Origin of the sequence: Micromonospora sp. NPDC049662, assembly GCF_040675055.1 — a bacterium.
Classification (GTDB): domain Bacteria; phylum Actinomycetota; class Actinomycetes; order Mycobacteriales; family Micromonosporaceae; genus Micromonospora.
The window spans coordinates 20,070-37,973 of record NZ_JBFAOC010000034.1; the positions used below are offsets into that span (position 1 = coordinate 20,070).

The following is a 17,904-nucleotide window of genomic DNA, read 5'->3' on the forward strand; positions in this document are numbered from 1 at the left end:
CCGACGCAGGCCGCTTCCTGTGGCCGGGCTGGGAGTCCTCGGATGTGGGCGCGGTGGCGCGGACGAGCAGCGTACGGTGATGGACAAGTCCGGCTTACTGGGTCAAAAGCCTCATTGCTGCCGCCCCGGGACGCCGGTGTCGAGACGGGCGAGGGGAAGGAGCGGTCGGTGATCCATCTGGCCTACCTGGACGCGGGATCGGGCAGCCTGATCGTGCAGGCCGTCGTCGGCGGGGTGGCCGGCGTCGCGGTCGCCGCCAAGCTCTACTGGCGGCGGCTGGTCGACCGGTTCCGCCGGCAGCCCACCGACCAGCGGTAACGGTCGCGGCGACCATGACGAGCACACCCACCGGGGTACGCCCCGAGCCCGCCTCCTTCCGCGACCCCGCCAACCGGGTCTTCCACGTCGGCGACGAGGTGCTGCGCGGGCTCGACGCCCAGGCCGCCGCGCACTGGCGCACCCTCGCGGCCAGCCCGTTCTTTCCCACGCTCGTCTCGGCGGGCAAGGTCTGCGCCACCGAGGACGCCCCGGCCACGCTGGCGCCCGCGGGCACCGAATGGGCGGCGGTGCTGCGCCACGAACGCATCCCGTTCGTCTCGCACCCGTACGAGTGGTCCTTCGCCATGCTGCGCGACGCCGCGCTGCTGCACCTGGAGATCCTGCGTACCGCCCTCGCCGAGGGGTTCACCACCAAGGACGGCTCCGCCTACAACCTCCAGTGGCGCGGCGCGAAACCCGTCTTCATCGACATCGGCTCCTTCACGCCGGTCCGCGACGGCGAACCGTGGGCCGGCTACCGCCAGTTCTGCCAGACCCTGCTCTACCCGCTGCTGCTCACCGCGCACCTGGGCGTGGACTTCCAACCCTGGCTACGCGCCCAGGTCGACGGCATCGAGGCCGAGCAGTTGCGTCCCCTCTTCGGCGGAACCCGTCGGCTGCGCCCCGGCGTCCTGACCCACCTGCACCTGCACGGCGCGATGCAGCAACGCAACGCCGCCGCCAGCACCACCGACGTCAAGGCCCAGCTCCGGGCCGCCGGCTATACGCGCCAGTTGCAGGCGGCCACCGTACGCGGCATCGAGAAGCTGGTCCGCCGCCTGGCGCACCGCCCCTCCGGCAGCCACTGGTCGGACTACCAGCGCACCTGCGGCTACTCGGCCCGCGACCGGGTCGCCAAGGAGCAGTTCGTGGTCGCCGCCGTGGCCGCCGCCGGCCGCCCGCGCCTGGTCCTCGACCTCGGTGCCAACGACGGCCGGTACTCCCGACTGGCCGCCGGGCACGCCGACTACGTGGTCGCCGTCGAGCAGGACCCGGCGGTGGTCGACGAGCTGTACCGGGCGCTGCGCTCCGAGGGGCAGCAACGGATCCTGCCGCTGGTGGTCGACCTGGCCGACCCGTCCCCGGGCGGCGGCTGGCGCGGCGTCGAGCGCGCCGGCTTCGCCCAGCGGGCGTCGGCGGACGTGGTGCTCGCCCTGGCTCTCGCGCACCACCTGGCGATCGGCCGCAACGTGCCGCTGCCGGAGGTCGTCGACTGGCTGGCCGGGCTGACCGCGCCCGGCGGGGCCGTGGTGGTGGAGTTCGTCCACCCGGACGACCCGATGGCCGCCCGGCTGCTGGCCAACAAGCCCGACGGACTCTTCCCCGACTACCGGCGGGACACCTTCGAACGGCTCCTCGCCGCCCGGGGCCGGATCACCGACCGGCTGGAACTGCCCTCGGGCACCCGCACGCTCTACCGGACGGTGATGGGTGGCTGACCCGCCCGTCGAGACCCCACCCGAACGCGGGCGGTGGGAGCGGGGGTGGCGCGGGGAGCTGGGTCGGGTGCTGGAGATCGTCGCGCTGGTCGGGCTGGTCGTCACCCAGCCGCTGCTGGACGTGCTCGGCCGCAGTCCCGACTTCTTCCTGTTCCACCGCGCCGACACCGGCCAGATCCTGCTGCTGGTCGCGCTGGTGGCGCTCGTACCCACCCTGCCCGTGGCGGCGCTGGGCGCGCTCAGTCGACTGGCCGGCCGGACCGCCCGCGCGCTCACCCATACGCTGCTCGTCGGCCTGCTGGTCGCCGCCCTCGCCGTGCAGGTGGGCCGGCACGTGACGACGCTTCGGGGCGTACCCCTGCTGGCTCTTGCCGGTCTGGCCGGTGTGGCCGGCGCGGCGGCGCACCGGCGGTGGCGGGCCCCGGGCCGTGCGCTGCGACTGGCCGCCGCCGGGCCGCTGGCGTTCGTGGCGCTGTTCCTGTTCGTGTCGCCCACCTCGGCGGTCGTGCTGCCGCGGGGCGACGGCGGCGCGGTCGGCACCGCGCAGGGCGGGGCCGTGCACCCGCCGGTGGTCATGCTGATCCTCGACGAGCTGCCGCTGGTCAGCCTGCTCGGCGGCGACGGCCGGATCGACGCGGCCCGGTTCCCGCACTTCGCCGAGTTGGCCGGGGCGTCGACCTGGTACCGCAACGCCACCGGGGTCAGCGGCTGGACGCCCAACGCGCTGCCGGCGATGCTCACCGGTCGCTACCCGGCGCGGTCGGTCGCGCCGCACTACTCGCAGTACCCGGACAACCTCTTCACCGCCTTCGGCGGCCTGTACGACATCCAGGCCGAGGAGAGCATCACCCGGCTCTGCCCGCCCAGCCGCTGCGAACAGCCGGTCGCCCCCGAACAGGGCCTCGGCGTGCTGGTGAAGGAGACCGGCAAGCTGCTCGGCCGGATCGCCGGGCCGACGGAGAGCGCGGTCGACCCGGAGGACTCGTACCGGGAGCGGACGCGGGCCGAGGCCGGCCTGGACGCCGCCGAGCCGGTACCGGCCGACCCCAAGTTCCGCTGGGACAGCCTCGACGACAATCAGCCCGCCCGGTTCACCAGCTTCCTCGCCGGCCTGAAGCCGCGGCCCCGGCCCACCCTGCACTTCCTGCACCTGCTGATGCCGCACTCCCCGTGGGCGTACCTGCCGTCCGGCGCGCGCTACGACGCACCCGAGGATCTGCCCAACGACGGCGCCGGCTGGATCGACCTGGCCCGTCAGCGCCACCTCGCCCAACTCGGCTACACCGACCGGCTGATCGGCGAGACGCTGCGCACGCTGCGTGCCAGCGGCCTCTACGACCAGGCCCTCGTCGTCGTCACCGCCGACCACGGGGTGAGCTTCCGGCCGGGCGCGCAGGGCCGGGGGATGGACGCCATCAGGGCCGCCGCCGGCGAGGTCGCCTGGGTGCCGATGTTCGTCAAGGAACCACGGCAGCAGACCGGCCGGGTGGACGATCGCAACTGGGAACATGTCGACCTGCTGCCCACCGTCGCCGACGAGGCCGGCATCCGCCTGCCCTGGCGGGTCGACGGCCGCTCCGCCCGCCAGAGCCCGCGCGCCGACGCCACGAAACACTTCTACGACACCCCCGGGGAGGCGGTCACCTTCCCCGGCGGGGTGCCCACCCCACCGCCGCTGCCGACACCGCACCGGCTGGTCGGCACCGAGGTACGCGCCGGCCCCAGCGGCGGCAGCGCCCGCGTCGCCGACCTGGCCGCGTTCCGGGCCACCGATCCGGACACCGGCACCCTCCCGGCGCTCGTCTGGGGTGACGTGCCGGACGCCATCCCGGACGGCACGCTGCTGGCCGTCGCCGTCAACGGCAGGATCGGCGCGGTCGTCCCGGTGGTGCCGACCGACCCGGGCGGGCGTCGGTTCGCCGCGCTGCTCACCGACGACCGGCTGTTCCACGCCGGCACCAACCAGCTCGACGTCTATCAGGTCACGACCACGGGTACGCTGCGCCGCCTGGCGCTGTCCTGAAAACCGGCTGTCCGGCGGACTGCCGCGGACGGGTCGTTTGCGGCTTTCGTGGGCTTCCCGCCTGCCGGGATTGCGGGTTTCCCGGCCTGCTGGTCGGGAATCGGGTGACGCATACCTCACCGCCGAACCACGGCGGGCAGTGTCCCCCGAGCCGCAATTACGGTAGAAGCGAAGGCAATTCAACGTAGATCTGCCGGCGAAGCGAGGAACCACATGACGGAAGTCAAGCTCGACCACCCCGGCGGGCAGCTGTCGATGCCGGTGCATTCCGCGGTCGAGGGCCCCGCTGGCATCGGGGTGAGCAAGCTGTTGAAGGAAACCGGGATGACGACGTACGACCCCGGTTTCGTCAACACCGCGGCTGCCTCATCCGCGATCACCTACATCGACGGCGACGCGGGGATCCTGCGTTACCGGGGGTACCCGATCGAGCAGCTGGCCGAGAAGTCCTCCTTCCTGGAGGTCTCGTACCTGCTCATCTACGGTGAGCTGCCCACCGAGCAGCAGCTGACCGAGTTCACCGAGTGGATCCGGCGGCACTCGCTGCTGCACGAGGAGATGCGTCGGTTCTTCGACGGCTTCCCCCGGGACGCCCACCCGATGGCGGTGCTGTCGTCCGCCGTGAGCGCGCTGTCGACCTTCTACCAGGACAGCCTGGACCCGTTCGACTCCGAGCACGTGGAGATCTCCACGGTCCGGCTCATGGCGAAGGTCCCCACCATCGCCTCGTACGCGTACAAGAAGTCCATCGGGCAGCCGCTGCTGTACCCGGACAACTCCCTCGGGTACGTGGACAACCTGCTGCGCATGACGTTCGGCGTGCCGGCGGAGCCGTACGAGGTCGACCCGGTCATGTCGAAGGTGCTGGACATGCTCTTCGTCCTGCACGCCGACCACGAGCAGAACTGCTCCACGTCGACCGTCCGGCTGGTCGGCTCCAGCAACGCCAACCTGTTCGCCTCGGTGTCGGCGGGCGTGAACGCGTTGTTCGGCCCGCTGCACGGCGGCGCGAACCAGGCGGTGCTGGAGATGCTCCAGCAGATCCACGCCGGTGACGGCGACGTCCGGTCCTTCGTCCGCAAGGTCAAGGACAAGCAGGACGGCGTCAAGCTGATGGGCTTCGGCCACCGGGTCTACAAGAACTACGACCCGCGGGCGGCGATCGTCAAGAAGGCCGCGCAGGACGTGCTGGGCCGGATGGCCAAGCCGGACCCGCTGCTGGACATCGCCATGGAGCTGGAGGAGATCGCCCTCGCCGACGACTTCTTCGTCTCCCGGCGGCTCTACCCGAACGTGGACTTCTACACCGGCCTGATCTACAAGGCCATGGGCTTCCCCACCAAGATGTTCACGGTGCTCTTCGCGCTCGGCCGGCTCCCCGGCTGGATCGCCCAGTGGCGCGAGATGATCAGCGACCCGGAGACCAAGATCGGCCGTCCGCGGCAGGTCTACGTCGGCGCCGCCGAGCGGGACTACGTCCCGTTCAACGAGCGCTGACCTCCGCTCCTGGCACGACCGCAGGCCGTCGACCCGATTAGGGGTCGGCGGCCTGCGTCGTTCCCAGGGTCCTGCCATGCGGTGGTCCGTGACGCTTCTGCGCGGTTGCCCGCGGTCGTCCCGGCGGTACCCCGGGTCTGTTGTTCGCCTCCTGTCGAGCTGCCCCGGATATGGGGCGCGGAGTGGTGGGTTCACCCCCCCCCGATCCCGGTCGTGCCGGCGGGCCGGTTCGCGGGCGTCGGCCCGGCGGACGGCGCACCGCTGCCCGGACCCGGCCGCACCGCCCCTTGTTGAGCGACCTCGACGGTCGGTCGCGCCACGTGTCGATCAAGGCGGCGTCCAGGTCCGTGGACCTGCCGGTCACAGTCACCCGGGGCTTCGGGCTCGCGGCAGGCAGCCGCCCGCAGCGGGGCAGGCAGCCGCCCGCAGCGGGGCAGGGCAGCCGCCCGCAGCGGGGCAGGGCAGCCGCCCCATTTCTGGGGCAGCTCGACAGGGGACGCACCAGAGACCTGGGGTCGAGACCCGAGGTGCACGGCCGGGCTCAGAAGGCGGCGATGTCGCGGGCTCGTTCGCTGCGGCTGAGCGCGCCGATCAGCGCGGACTGACCGTGCCGGCGGACGGCCAGCCGGACCAGCAGGTCGCGTACGGGGTCGAAGACCTCCGGCGGGAAGACCGGCGTGGGCACGCCGACGCTGACCGCCAGGTCGTCCGAGTGCACGACGATCTCCAACTGGCGGGTGAGCAGGAAGTCGGCGCGGCGCAGCGACCAGCCCTGCCACGGGATAGGCACCACGTCGACGGCGGCTCCCCGGGTCAGCAGGTCACCGACCTGCGCGAGGGCCTCGCCGGAGCGGGCGTGCAGGTCGTCCGGTCCACGGACCGCGTCAGCCTCGTCCGGGCCCTCGGCGACCGCGTCCTGGTCCGGCGTGCCCTCAGTGACCCAGGAGGCCCGTTCGTAGTGGTCGTCGGCCGAGTCGAGCGTGGGCAGCTCGGCGGGTGTCGGCAGCAATTCCGCCGCACGGATCGCCTGCCGTCCGAGGTGGCACGCCAGACCACCCACGGACAGGTGCGGCAGGGCGCTCGGGCGCGACCACCGCGCGGCCACCTCGGGGTGCCGGATCAGGTCCAGCGCGATCGAAACGGCGACCGGGAAGGCCGAATCCAGGGAGTCGACAGGATGAGACATCCGCACAGTCTGGCAGCCCCGCCCGACCACCGCCGGGCGGCGACGCCCGACCGCCGCCCGGCGATCGACTCGCCTTGCCGGAAGTCGGGGTGTCCCAGGACGTCGGACACCCCGACTTCACGAAACCCGGGTCGATCACCCGAGCGGGGTCTCAGCGGAGGCCGGCGGCGGCCAGCAGGTTGCCGTCGGGCAGCGCCGGAAGCGCCCGGCCCTGCGACATGCGCTGTTCGGCGCGCTCGGTCGTGAACGCGGCGTCGTTGGCGATGGCGGCGCCGTAGCTGGCGGCGGTGCGCTGGGCGATGGCGGTCCAGCCGTACTGCTCGGTGACCATCCGACGGGCTCGGCGGGCCATGGCGCGGGCGAGCTCGCGGTCGGACAGCAGCGCGTCGACGGCGTCGGCGAGGCTGTCCGGGTCGTGCGGGCGGAACGTCATGCCGGTCGCTCCCGACTCGACGATCTCGGCGAGGCCACCGGTGGCGGCGACGGCCAGGGGCGCACCGGCGGCGGCCCCTTCGAGGGCGACCATGCCGAACGGCTCGTAGATGCTCGGCACGGCGAAGCAGTCGGACGCGGCCATCAGCGCCGGCAGGTCGGTGCCGCCGAGGAAGCCGGGCATGCTGACCATGCCGCCGAGGCCACGGCGGTGCACCTCGGCCTCCAGCTCGGCGCGGTACGGGCCGTCGCCGGCGATCACGGCGCGCAGCCCGGGGTGCCGCTCGCGCAGCCGGGGGAGGGCGGCGACCAGGTGCTGGACGCCCTTCTCGTACACCAGGCGGCCGGCGAAGGTGACCAGCGGGCCGTCGCCGGCGAACCGGGCGCGCGCCGCCGCCACGTCGCGTGCCGGCACCTTCCAGCGGTACGACTCGACGCCGTTGGCGACCACGTCGACCCGGCTGGCCGGTACGCCGAACAGGGCGTTGACCTCGTCGCGCATGTAGCCGGAGCAGACGATGACCCGGTTGGACTCGCCGCTGAGCCACTGCTCGACGCCGTGGATGGTGCGGTTCATCTCCTCGGGCAGCCAGCCCTGGTGCCGGCCCGCCTCGGTGGCGTGGATGGTGCTGACCAGCGGGATGTCCAGGTGGTCGCGCAACGTCATCGCGGTGTGCGCGACGAGCCAGTCGTGGGCGTGGATGACGTCGTACGCGCCGGCCTGGGTGGCGCGCAGGGCCGTGCGGGTGAGGGTGTGGTTGAACGCCATGGTCCAGGCGAGCAAGGAGCCGGTGGCCAGGGGGAACGTCACCGGGTCTTCGGGGGCGCGCAGGATGCGCACGCCGTCGGCGTACTCCTCCAGGGGTGCGCCCTCGGTGTGGCGGGTGACGACGGTGACCTCGTGCCCGGCGGCGGCCAGGGCCACGGACAGGGCGTGGACGTGGCGGCCGAGGCCGCCGACGAGCACCGGCGGGTACTCCCACGACAGCATGAGGATGCGACGGGTCTGCGGCGGTACACCGGGCCCGCGCTGCGCCGGCACGGCGGAGCCGGACTGCGCGGACGGACCGGGCGAGGTCGAAGGCTGGGGCCGGGAGGTCACGGTGGGTCGGTGGGTCCGGTCCTTGGTGGCAGCGAGCTGCTCATCGACCCGCAGGGTCGTCACATCTGTCTCCGTCCAGGCATGGAGGGGCGCGCCGGCGTCAGTGGCGGCGGAGAGGGTGGAAAAAGGGTGGCCGAGGGCCGACGGGCGCACGCGGGTGCGTGTCCCCCGACAAGCAAAGGCCATCGGACGCCGGTTCGCACCTCGAAATCGGCCATGGTGACGGAAGACACCTGAGGGTGTAGCGCGCATCAGACAGGTGGATTCCGGTCACCGCCTGAAAGGATGGATTGGCGCGCCCGGGGCGGGGGCACTACCCGCTTGCGCGCGGGCCGCTGAGCCGGCGCGCACATCACCATGGCTTGAGGGAGCGACATGCAGGTCTGGCCGGGCGAGCGGTATCCCCTGGGCGCCACCTACGACGGGATGGGCACCAACTTCGCCATCTTCTCCGAGGTGGCCGAGCGGATCGAGCTGTGCCTGTTCGACGAGTGGGACACCGGCGCGGAGCGCCGCGTGGAGTTGCGGGAGGTCGACGCGTACGTTTGGCACGCGTACCTGCCGGGCATCGAGCCGGGGCAGCGCTACGGCTACCGGGTGTACGGGCCGTACGAGCCGGCGAACGGGCTGCGCTGCAACCCGCACAAGCTGCTGCTCGACCCGTACGCCAAGGCCATCGACGGTGACGTCACGTGGGACCCGGCGGTGTACGACTACGAGCTGGGCGACCCGGAGACGATGAACGAGACCGACTCGGCGCCGTTCATGCCGAAGTCGGTGGTGGTGAACCCGTACTTCGACTGGGGCAACGACAAGCCCCCGCGCACGCCGTACCACCACTCGGTGATCTACGAGGCGCACGTGCGCGGGCTGACCATGCGGCACCCGGACATCCCCGAGGAGCTGCGCGGCACGTACGCGGGGATCGCCTCCCCGCCGATGATCGAGTATCTGACCCGGCTCGGGGTGACGGCGATCGAGCTGATGCCGGTGCACCAGTTCGTGCACGACCACCGGCTGCACGACCTGGGTCTGCGCAACTACTGGGGTTACAACACGATCGGTTTCTTCGCCCCGCACCACGGCTACTCGGCGCTGGGCCGCCTGGGGCAGCAGGTGCAGGAGTTCCGGGGCATGGTCAAGGCGCTGCACGCGGCGGGCATCGAGGTCATCCTCGACGTGGTCTACAACCACACCGCCGAGGGCAACCACCTCGGGCCGACGTTGAGCTTCAAGGGCGTGGACGCGCCGAGCTACTACCGGCTCAGCGAGGAGGACCGCCGGTACTTCGTCGACTACACGGGCACCGGTAACAGCCTGAACGTGCGCAGCCCGCACTCGCTGCAACTGATCATGGATTCGTTGCGGTACTGGGTGACCGAGATGCACGTCGACGGGTTCCGCTTCGACCTGGCGGCCACCCTGGCGCGCGAGTTCTACGAGGTGGACCGCCTGTCGACGTTCTTCGAGGTGGTGCAGCAGGACCCGGTGGTCAGCCAGGTGAAGTTGATCGCCGAGCCGTGGGACGTCGGCCCCGGCGGCTACCAGGTGGGCAACTTCCCGCCGCTGTGGACGGAGTGGAACGGCAAGTACCGCGACACCGTGCGGGACTTCTGGCGCGGCGAGCCGGCGACCCTGGCCGAGTTCGCGTCCCGGATCTCCGGCTCGGCCGACCTCTACCAGGACGACGGGCGGCGGCCCTTCCACAGCATCAACTTCGTGACCGTGCACGACGGGTTCACCCTCACCGACCTGGTGTCGTACAACGACAAGCACAACGAGGCCAACGGCGAGGAGAACCGGGACGGCGAGAGCCACAACCGGTCGTGGAACTGCGGCGTGGAGGGCGACACCGACGACGGGGCGGTGCTCGCGCTGCGGGCCAAGCAGCGGCGCAACTTCCTGGCCACGATCCTGCTGTCGCAGGGTGTGCCGATGATCGGCCACGGCGACGAGTTGGGCCGCACCCAGCACGGCAACAACAACGTGTACTGCCAGGACAGCGAGCTGGCCTGGGTCGACTGGGACAACGCCGACGAGCAGTTGCTGGACTTCGTCCGCACGCTCACCGACTTCCGCAAGCGCCACCAGGTGTTCCGCCGCCGCCGGTTCTTCACCGGCCTGCCGGTGGGCGGGCGTGGCACCGACGAGCCGCTGCCCGACCTGGCGTGGCACACCCCGGACGGGCGGGAGATGACCGGCGACGACTGGGGCAACGACTTCGGCCGCTCGGTGGCGCTGTTCGTCAACGGCGAGGGCATCCGCGAGCGCGGCCAGTACGGCCAGAAGCACCACGACGCCTCGTTCCTGCTGTGCTTCAACGCCCACGACGCGCCGCTGGACTTCACCATGCCCGGCAGCGAGTACGGGCAGAAGTGGGAACGGGTCATCAGCACGGCCGAACCGGAGCCGGGCGACGCCACGGTGATCAGCGCGGGCGGCACCATCCGGGTGCCGGACCGGTCCCTCGTCGTGTTGGAGAGGATGATCTGACATGCCGGCCACCCCTCCCAAGGCCACCTACCGCGTCCAGGTCCGCCCCGGGTTCGACCTGGACGCCACCGCCGCGATCGTCGACTACCTGGACGACCTCGGCGTCAGCCACCTCTACACCGCCCCGCTGCTGGCCGCCACGCCCGGCTCGCAGCACGGCTACGACGTCGTCGACCACCGGAGCGTCAACCCGGAGCTGGGCGGGGAGGCCGCCCGGCAGCGGCTGGTGCGCGCCCTGCGCGACAAGCGGCTCGGCCTGGTCGTCGACATCGTGCCGAATCACGCCGGGGTCGCCGTACCGCCGGCCAACCCGGCCTGGTGGGACGTGCTGCGCCGGGGGCGCGACTCGTCGTACGCCGACTGGTTCGACATCGACTGGGACCGGGGCCGGCTGCTGCTGCCGGTCCTGGCCGACGACCCGGCCGCCCTGGACGACCTCAAGGTCGTCGACGGGGAGCTGCGCTACCACGAGCACCGCTTCCCGATCGCCGACGGCACGGGCGACGGCAGCGCCCGGGAGGTGCACGACCGGCAGCGCTACGAGTTGGTCTCCTGGCGGCGCGGGGACGCCGAGCTGACGTACCGCCGGTTCTTCGCCATCGCGGGCCTCGCGGGCCTGCGGGTGGAGGACCCGGCGGTGTTCGCGGCCGTGCATGAGCTGATCCTGCGCTGGGCGGCGGACGGCGAGGTCGACGGCATCCGCGTCGACCACCCGGACGGCCTGCGCGACCCGGCCGGCTACCTCGCGCGGCTGCGCGAGGCCGCCCCGGACGCCTGGCTCGTGGTGGAGAAGATCCTGGAGTACGGCGAGGAGCTGCCGGACTGGCCGGTGGACGGCACCACCGGGTACGACGCGCTCGCCGCCGTGAACGGCCTCTTCGTCGACACCGACGCCGAGGGCGACTTCACCGTGCTGGACACCCGGCTGACCGGGCAGCGCACCTCGTGGGAGGACCTGACCCACTCGACGAAGCTGGCTGCCGCCACCAACCTGCTCGCCGCCGAGCTGACCCGGCTCGCCGCGCTCGCGCCCGAGGTGCCGACCGAGCAGGCCCGCGCGGCGCTCGCCGAGTTGGCCGCGGTGTTCCCGGTCTACCGGGGCTATCCGCCGCAGGGCGCCCGGCACCTCGCCGCCGCCCGCTCCGAAGCCGGCCGCCGCCGACCCGACCTGACCGGCGCCCTGGACGCGATCACCCGCCGGCTGCGCGACCCCGACGACGAGCTGGCGAAGCGCTTCCCGCAGCTCACCGGCGCGGTGATGGCCAAGGGCGTGGAGGACACCGCCTTCTACCGGTGGACCCGCTTCGTGGCGCTCAACGAGGTCGGCGGCAGCCCCGCCCACTTCGGGGTGCCGCCGGCCGAGTTCCACCGCTACGCCGCCGCGCAGCAGGTCCGCTGGCCCGCCAGCATGACCACCCTCTCCACCCACGACACGAAGCGCGGCGAGGACGTGCGCGCCCGCCTCGCCGTGCTCAGCGAGCTTCCGGGTCGCTGGGCGGAGCAGGTCAAGACCTGGATGGAGTACGCGCCGCTGCCCGACCCGGCGTTCGCCCACCTGCTCTGGCAGACGGCCGTCGGCGCGTGGCCGATCGAGCGGGAGCGGCTGCACGCGTACGCCGAGAAGGCCGCCCGGGAGGCCGCGGCCTCGACCAGTTGGGCGGACCCCGACGCGGGCTTCGAGCAGGCCATGCACGCGGTCATCGACCGCATGTACGACGACCCGGCGCTGCACGACGAGCTGACCGAACTCGCCGCCGCGATCGCCCCGGCCGGCTGGTGCAACTCCCTCGGGCAGAAGCTGATCCAGCTCACCATGCCCGGCGTCCCGGACACCTACCAGGGCACCGAGCTGTGGGACAACTCCCTGGTCGACCCGGACAATCGGCGGCCGGTCGACTTCGACGTACGCCGGGAGATGCTGGCACGGCTCGACGGCGGCTGGCGTCCCCCGGTCGACACCGACGGAGCGGCGAAGCTGCTCGTCGTGTCGCGGACGCTGCGCCTGCGGCGGGCGCACCCGGAGCTGTTCACCACCTACCGGCCGGTGCCGGCGCACGGCCCGGTGGGCCGGCACGTGGTGGCGTTCGACCGGGGTGGCGTGATCGCCGTGGCGACCCGCCTGCCGCTCGGCCTGGCACGGGCCGGTGGCTGGTGTGACACAGCCCTGTCGCTTCCTGTTCACGAGGTGAAGGACCTGTTCACCGGCCGGGTCTACAGTGGCGGGGAGGTCCCGTTGGACAATCTCCTCGCGGACTACCCCGTTGCTCTGCTGGCTCCTCCCACCGCTGCCGAGGAGGCCTCGTCATGACCACATTCTCCGTCTGGGCACCGGACGCCAGCCGGGTACGCCTACGCCTGGCCGGCGACACCGACCACGACATGCGCGCCGCCGCCGACGGCTGGTGGACCGTCGAGGTGCCGGACGCCGGCCTCGACTACTCCTTTCTGCTGAACGACGACGAGACCGCGCTGCCCGACCCCCGCTCGCCGTGGCAACCTGCGGGTGTGCACGGGCCGAGCCGCCGCTACGACCATCTCGCGTTCCAGTGGAGTGATTCCTCCTGGACGGGTCGCCAACTGCCCGGCAGCGTCCTCTACGAGCTGCACATCGGCACCTTCACCCCGGAGGGCACCTTCGACGCGGCCATCGACCGCCTCGACCACCTGGTCGACCTCGGCGTCGACCTGGTCGAACTGCTCCCGGTCAACGCCTTCAACGGCGAACACAACTGGGGGTACGACGGCGTCTGCTGGTACGCCCCGCACGAGCCCTACGGCGGCCCGGACGGCCTGAAACGGTTCGTCGACGCCGCCCACTCTCGCGGTTTGGGGGTGATCCTCGACGTCGTCTACAACCATTTCGGGCCCTCCGGGGCCTACGCGCCGCGGTTCGGCCCCTACCTGGCCGAGCAGAGCAACAGTTGGGGCCGCTCGATCAACCTGGACGGCCCGCACTCGGACGAGGTACGCCGCTACATCATCGACAGCGTGCTCATGTGGCTGCGCGACTACCACGTCGACGGGCTGCGGCTCGACGCCGTGCACGCGCTCCCGGACACCCGGGCGATCCCGTTGCTCGAAGAGCTGGCCGTCGAGGTCGAGTCGTTGTCGACGCACCTGGGCCGGCCGCTGTCGCTGATCGCGGAATCCGACCTGAACGACCCCCGGCTCATCACCCCTCGCGAGGCGGGCGGGTTCGGCCTGCACGCCCAGTGGAACGACGACGCCCACCACGCGCTGCACACCCTGCTGACGGGGGAGCGGCAGGGCTACTACGGCGACTTCGGCTCTCTGGAGACCCTGTCGGACGTCCTCACCGGCGGCTTCTTCCACGCGGGCACCTGGTCCAGCTTCCGCAACCGGCACCACGGGCGGCCTCTCGACTCCCGCGTCCCTGGCCATCGGCTGGTGGCCTACTTGCAGAACCACGACCAGATCGGCAACCGGGCCACCGGGGATCGGATCTCGGCTTCGCTGTCGTCCGCGCTCGTGCGGGTCGGGGCGATGCTGCTGCTGACGGCGCCGTTCACGCCCATGCTGTTCATGGGGGAGGAGTGGGCGGCTTCCACGCCGTGGCAGTTCTTCACGTCGCATCCTGAGCCGGAGTTGGCTTCTGCGGTGCGGACCGGGCGGCGGCGGGAGTTCGCGTCACACGGGTGGCCGGAGGGGGACGTGCCCGATCCGCAGGACCCGGAGACGTTCGTCCGGTCCCGGTTGGACTGGGCCGAGCTGGACAAGCCCGAGCATGCTTCGATGTTGGCGTTCTACCAGCGGTTGATCGCGTTGCGGCGGTCGGTGGCTGACCTGTCTGATCCTCGGATGCACGCGGTGTCGGTGCAGCATGGCGACCAGTTTTTGCTGATGCGGCGGGGGGACACGTTGGTCGTGGCGAACTTTGCTGGGCGGGGGCGGGGAGTGTCGCTGCCTGGTGTGGCTCGGCGGGTGCTGCTGGCTACGGGCGAGGGTGTCACGGTGATGCGGGACCGGATCGAGCTACCTGCGGAGACAGCGGCGATCGTGGCGTTGTGACGTTGATGGCAAGTCGCAGATTGCGTCATTTATGAGGCTGAAGCGCCAGTTATCTAATGTGGCCCGAGGGCGGCGATCCGTTTCATGATCTCGTCGAGATACCCGAGGGTGTCATTTATGCCCGGCTCGTAGTCTTCGGGGTGTGCACACTCGTTGCGCTTGGCTAGTAGCCCTTGCAGGGCTTTCATCATTGCATTTGTAATCAACCCCTGCTTTTTCAGTACCTCGAACAGGGTATGGTCTTTTTGCCCACGCAAATCGGCGGCCTGTTGGATATTCCAGCTTTGATAGTTGGTCTGAATGGAGGTAAGCCGCGTCACGTCTGTCGCTATCCATTCATGAACGAAGTCCATCAACGCAGCGAACGACGTAACGTGTGCAGAGCGGTAAAGCCCGTGTTCGGCACACTGAAGTGCCTCCCGAAGCAGCTTGTCTTGCTTAATATTGAGTTCGGTCAACTTCTCGTAAGATTCGGTCAGAGTCATCACACGATGCGTCGACGATTCGTGCTTTGCCAGAAGCTTGCTCAACTCGGCCTGCGCGTCGGCCGCCCAGTCTGCGACCTCGCGCGGCGTTCTAGGCACCGCCGTCCATTAGGCCCTTGAGGTGCTTCGCCATTGCCGCGAAGAAGGCGTCGTAGACCGCGCTGTCGCTTGTGGCGTCAACCGATAGCGCAATGTTTACGTTTATGACAACAGCGCCTGCTGAGTTGCCGCCGTTCCGCCGACGACGCTGGACGTTCGTGTTGCCCGATTCTTGCCCCGGCTCTCCGATGGCGTCGCTGTCTTCTTCGGTCTCGCGGGCAGGATCAAAATCCGCAAACCTGCAAAGCACCTTGAATGTCCGGACGACTAGCGCCGCCTTCTCGTCATCCAAGTTTGAGTTGCTTTTGACGAACGTCACTAGATCTGCGTCCGCGTGAGTGCCGGCGTCTGAGTAGATGTCGAATAAAGGTCTATACGCTTGCGAAATTGCATTGCCGACCAATGTCCGCCCGGCAGGCCCACCACGGAGGCCCTTCTTGTAGACCTCGGTTGGTTGGCCTGAAGAGTCAAGCAAGCCGGCATACTTGAGGATGCTGGGAAAGCTGCGCGCATGCGATGAGCCGAAACCAATTGATTTGGGGTAGTCCGTCGTGATCTTGCTCGGCGAGCCGACCGATTGAAGCTTCTTTATAAACTCTTCGAGCTTGCCTGGGCTATGACTGAATACAAATTGGATCGAAGTCATGTGCGCACGATACGCGCTACGGTCTCGGACCTTAATAAGACAGTCGCCTGGGCGACACAAGTACTTTCATGTGCTCGAGTTGGCCGAGGTCGACTATCCACTCATCAGCAGCTTCGGAAGCTGTTCAGGTACCCCAACTCAGCCTTCCGTCCGGTCATCTATCTCTTCAGGTGATCGACACGGCACCGCAAGGTTAGGTGTGACTGCGCGGGGCGGCGGATCTCGAAAACTCGACGTCATCTTCTGGCCGCTCTGGAGGTGTACCTTCCAACTTGCGGGGATAGCAAGCATGGCGTCTGTCCCGGCTTCTCGACCTGAGAGTGGGCGACGGCATGGTGAATAGGGCGGAAAGCATCGGCGCTAGGATTCGGTACTGGCGGATGCGCCGTGGCGGGATGGCCCAAGCCGTCCTTGCCGGGCTGGCTGGCGTCACCCAGTCGTACGTGTCGCAGGTCGAGTCGGGTCGCAAGACCATTGACCGTCGCTCCACTCTGGTTGCTCTTGCCGCCGCGCTCCAGGTCACGGTGGCTGACCTGCTCGGTCAGGGCACCGAGTCCGGCGACCCCGCCCGCGAGAGTGCCGCCGAGTGTGTGCCTGCGATCTGGTCGGCCCTGATAGAGATCGAGGACGGCGAGCGCCGCCCGTCGTCCTACACCGCAGAACGTCTGACCGCCGAGATCGCCCGAGCCGAACAGCTCCGCAACTCGTGCAACTACCCGGCCATGGCCCGCCTGCTTCCCAAGCTTCTGCTCGAAGCCGCCGCAGTAGGCGGCACCGTGCTCGTCCAGGTCGCCTACCAGGCCGCCACCTGCCTGCGGAACCTCGGCTACCGGCACCTGGCCCTCGACGCCGCCCGCCTCGCCGGAACAGTCGCGGAGGAAACCGAAGATCCGGCATGGATCGCGGCCTCCCGCTTCGCCTACGCCCAGAGCCTGCCGATCGAATCCGCATCGGTTGCAGCACGCGCGGCCGACCGTTCGTTGACCGAGCTACAAGCCGACGCCGCCGACGAGCGGGTGCGTCAGATGCTCGGACAGCTCCACCTCTCGGCCGCGTTGACGTCGACGGTAAGCGGCCGTCTGGACGCGGCTCGCGATCATCTTGTCGAGGCGGCCCGTGAGGCGGCAACGCTCGGCGACCCGGCCGACGGAGCTGGCTTCAACGGCTGCGGGTTCGGTCCAACCAACGTCGGGCTCTGGGAGATGTCCATCGCCGCCGAGCAGGGCGAGTCCGGCCGGGTCATCGAGTTGTCCCGGACGGTCCGACCGCAGGTGCTCGCGGCATCCATCCGCCAGCAGTCGTACTGGCTCGACCTGGGACGCGCGCTCGCGGACGGGGGTCGGCGGGACGCCGAAGCGCTCGCGGCGTTCGTGCAGGCCGAGCGGGCAGCGCCCATCCCATTTGCGATCAACCCGCTCGCCCGCGACGCCGTGGTGACTCTGGCCCAGCGCGCCCGGCGCCGCGCTGTCCCCGACGACCTGCGCCTGCTCGCCGGCCGTATCGGCGTCAAGCTGGCCGCATGAGTGCAGGTATTTGCGCCCGAGGGCGGGCATCTCAGGCCACGGGCTGACGTATTGCACCCGCGTCAAGGCACGCCTTCACCCGAGGTCAACCGCTGATCCGCCAGCGAGATAGACCGGAGCGTGCTGGTCACGGGCACGGATCGCGATAGGAATCCGCGAGGCGACGTTGCCGGGAAGTCGCTGCACGGCCTCCTCGGCGAAAAAGAACGCGGCATCTTCCAGCTCCTGCCCGTGCAGGTTGCAGCCGTCGAGAGTGGCCATGGTCCCGCAGTCGAAGGTGAAGCTGACGAGTGCGCGCGGTCGTGGCGCTGCCGACGGTGCCCAGTCGACAACGAGCAGGTCACCCACTGCCATCGTCACCCCCAGCTCTTCCCGGATCTCGCGGGCGCAGGCTTCATGTGGGTACTCACCGTCGTCCACGTACCCGCCCGGGAAGGCCCAGTGGTCGCGGTAGGTGGGCTTGACGAGTAGCACTCTGCCAACGGGGTCGGTGATGAAGGCGGCTGCGGCGGCGTGGAAGGCGGCGAGGTTGGCATACCAGGTGGCAGGGTCCGTCCAGGTCACGTCAGTGACGCTAGTCGGAGTTCGCGGAGCGCCGGGCGACCCGAGCGAACCGAAGCGATGGCACTCAG

General features: G+C 70.3%; 13 protein-coding genes. 8 read left to right on the top strand and 5 right to left on the bottom strand.

Annotated elements, in window-relative coordinates; genetic code table 11:
* Window positions 1-168 precede the first annotated feature (168 nt).
* The 4 genes from AB0J36_RS23115 (at window position 169) to AB0J36_RS23130 (ending at window position 5,277) form a co-directional block, all read left to right on the top strand.
* A complete protein-coding gene (locus AB0J36_RS23115) occupies window positions 169-318 on the top strand; it encodes a hypothetical protein (protein WP_167517342.1) in 150 nt (49 codons plus the stop codon).
* A 14-nt stretch (window positions 319-332) separates the two neighbouring features.
* The gene (locus tag AB0J36_RS23120; protein WP_357121833.1) at window positions 333-1,757 is read left to right on the top strand and encodes a class I SAM-dependent methyltransferase; all 1,425 of its coding nucleotides are present in this window, start codon (window positions 333-335) and stop codon (window positions 1,755-1,757) included.
* Window positions 1,750-3,780, top strand: coding sequence for a sulfatase-like hydrolase/transferase (locus AB0J36_RS23125; RefSeq protein ID WP_357121836.1), 2,031 nt, complete (start codon window positions 1,750-1,752; stop codon window positions 3,778-3,780). The genes AB0J36_RS23120 and AB0J36_RS23125 overlap by 8 nt, the downstream gene beginning before the upstream one ends.
* A 213-nt stretch (window positions 3,781-3,993) precedes the next feature.
* Window positions 3,994-5,277: a citrate synthase gene (locus AB0J36_RS23130; protein WP_357121840.1), complete on the top strand. Its 1,284-nt coding sequence runs from the start codon at window positions 3,994-3,996 to the stop codon at window positions 5,275-5,277.
* Between the two features lie 541 nt (window positions 5,278-5,818).
* Here AB0J36_RS23130 and AB0J36_RS23135 read toward each other — a convergent pair.
* On the bottom strand, window positions 5,819-6,463 hold the full coding sequence (locus AB0J36_RS23135; RefSeq protein ID WP_357172247.1) for a maleylpyruvate isomerase N-terminal domain-containing protein: 645 nt from the start codon (window positions 6,461-6,463) through the stop codon (window positions 5,819-5,821).
* Between the two features lie 151 nt (window positions 6,464-6,614).
* Window positions 6,615-8,060: a glycosyltransferase family 4 protein gene (locus tag AB0J36_RS23140; protein WP_357172249.1), complete on the bottom strand. Its 1,446-nt coding sequence runs from the start codon at window positions 8,058-8,060 to the stop codon at window positions 6,615-6,617.
* 312 nt (window positions 8,061-8,372) lie between these two features.
* On the opposite strand from AB0J36_RS23140, the gene glgX reads away from it, so the two are divergent.
* From glgX to treZ, 3 genes are read left to right on the top strand one after another with little or no spacing between them, the layout of a single operon-like run.
* Entirely contained in the window at window positions 8,373-10,490 is a 2,118-nt protein-coding gene (gene glgX, locus AB0J36_RS23145; RefSeq protein WP_357121850.1) for a glycogen debranching protein GlgX, read from the top strand.
* Window position 10,491: 1 nt separating this feature from the next.
* Window positions 10,492-12,798, top strand: a complete 2,307-nt coding sequence (gene treY, locus AB0J36_RS23150; protein ID WP_357121853.1) for a malto-oligosyltrehalose synthase — start codon at window positions 10,492-10,494, stop codon at window positions 12,796-12,798.
* Entirely contained in the window at window positions 12,795-14,519 is a 1,725-nt protein-coding gene (treZ, locus tag AB0J36_RS23155) for a malto-oligosyltrehalose trehalohydrolase (protein ID WP_363661101.1), read from the top strand. Before treY ends, treZ begins: the two co-directional genes overlap by 4 nt.
* A gap of 53 nt (window positions 14,520-14,572) precedes the next feature.
* On the opposite strand, the gene AB0J36_RS23160 is transcribed toward treZ, so the two are convergent.
* The gene (locus AB0J36_RS23160; RefSeq protein WP_357395577.1) at window positions 14,573-15,103 is read right to left on the bottom strand and encodes a hypothetical protein; all 531 of its coding nucleotides are present in this window, start codon (window positions 15,101-15,103) and stop codon (window positions 14,573-14,575) included.
* The gene (locus tag AB0J36_RS23165; protein ID WP_357395574.1) at window positions 15,096-15,749 is read right to left on the bottom strand and encodes a DUF5343 domain-containing protein; all 654 of its coding nucleotides are present in this window, start codon (window positions 15,747-15,749) and stop codon (window positions 15,096-15,098) included. Before AB0J36_RS23165 ends, AB0J36_RS23160 begins: the two co-directional genes overlap by 8 nt.
* Before the next feature lie 332 nt (window positions 15,750-16,081).
* Between AB0J36_RS23165 and AB0J36_RS23170 the strand changes: the two genes are divergently transcribed.
* A complete protein-coding gene (locus tag AB0J36_RS23170) occupies window positions 16,082-17,272 on the top strand; it encodes a helix-turn-helix domain-containing protein (protein ID WP_357395641.1) in 1,191 nt (396 codons plus the stop codon).
* Between the two features lie 75 nt (window positions 17,273-17,347).
* Here the strand turns inward: AB0J36_RS23170 and AB0J36_RS23175 are convergent, their stop codons facing one another.
* The gene (locus AB0J36_RS23175; RefSeq protein ID WP_357395571.1) at window positions 17,348-17,836 is read right to left on the bottom strand and encodes an NUDIX hydrolase; all 489 of its coding nucleotides are present in this window, start codon (window positions 17,834-17,836) and stop codon (window positions 17,348-17,350) included.
* Window positions 17,837-17,904: the final 68 nt, after the last annotated feature.

What these genes read in the sequence shown, in the direction of transcription:
- AB0J36_RS23170 (WP_357395641.1), top strand. Translation starts at nt 16,082, where the DNA reads ATGGTGAATAGGGCGGAAAGCATCGGCGCTAGGATTCGGTACTGGCGG.
- glgX (WP_357121850.1), top strand. Translation starts at nt 8,373, where the DNA reads ATGCAGGTCTGGCCGGGCGAGCGGTATCCCCTGGGCGCCACCTACGAC.
- AB0J36_RS23135 (WP_357172247.1), bottom strand. Translation starts at nt 6,463, where the DNA reads ATGTCTCATCCTGTCGACTCCCTGGATTCGGCCTTCCCGGTCGCCGTT.
- treZ (WP_363661101.1), top strand. Translation starts at nt 12,795, where the DNA reads ATGACCACATTCTCCGTCTGGGCACCGGACGCCAGCCGGGTACGCCTA.
- AB0J36_RS23130 (WP_357121840.1), top strand. Translation starts at nt 3,994, where the DNA reads ATGACGGAAGTCAAGCTCGACCACCCCGGCGGGCAGCTGTCGATGCCG.
- AB0J36_RS23120 (WP_357121833.1), top strand. Translation starts at nt 333, where the DNA reads ATGACGAGCACACCCACCGGGGTACGCCCCGAGCCCGCCTCCTTCCGC.
- AB0J36_RS23165 (WP_357395574.1), bottom strand. Translation starts at nt 15,749, where the DNA reads ATGACTTCGATCCAATTTGTATTCAGTCATAGCCCAGGCAAGCTCGAA.
- treY (WP_357121853.1), top strand. Translation starts at nt 10,492, where the DNA reads ATGCCGGCCACCCCTCCCAAGGCCACCTACCGCGTCCAGGTCCGCCCC.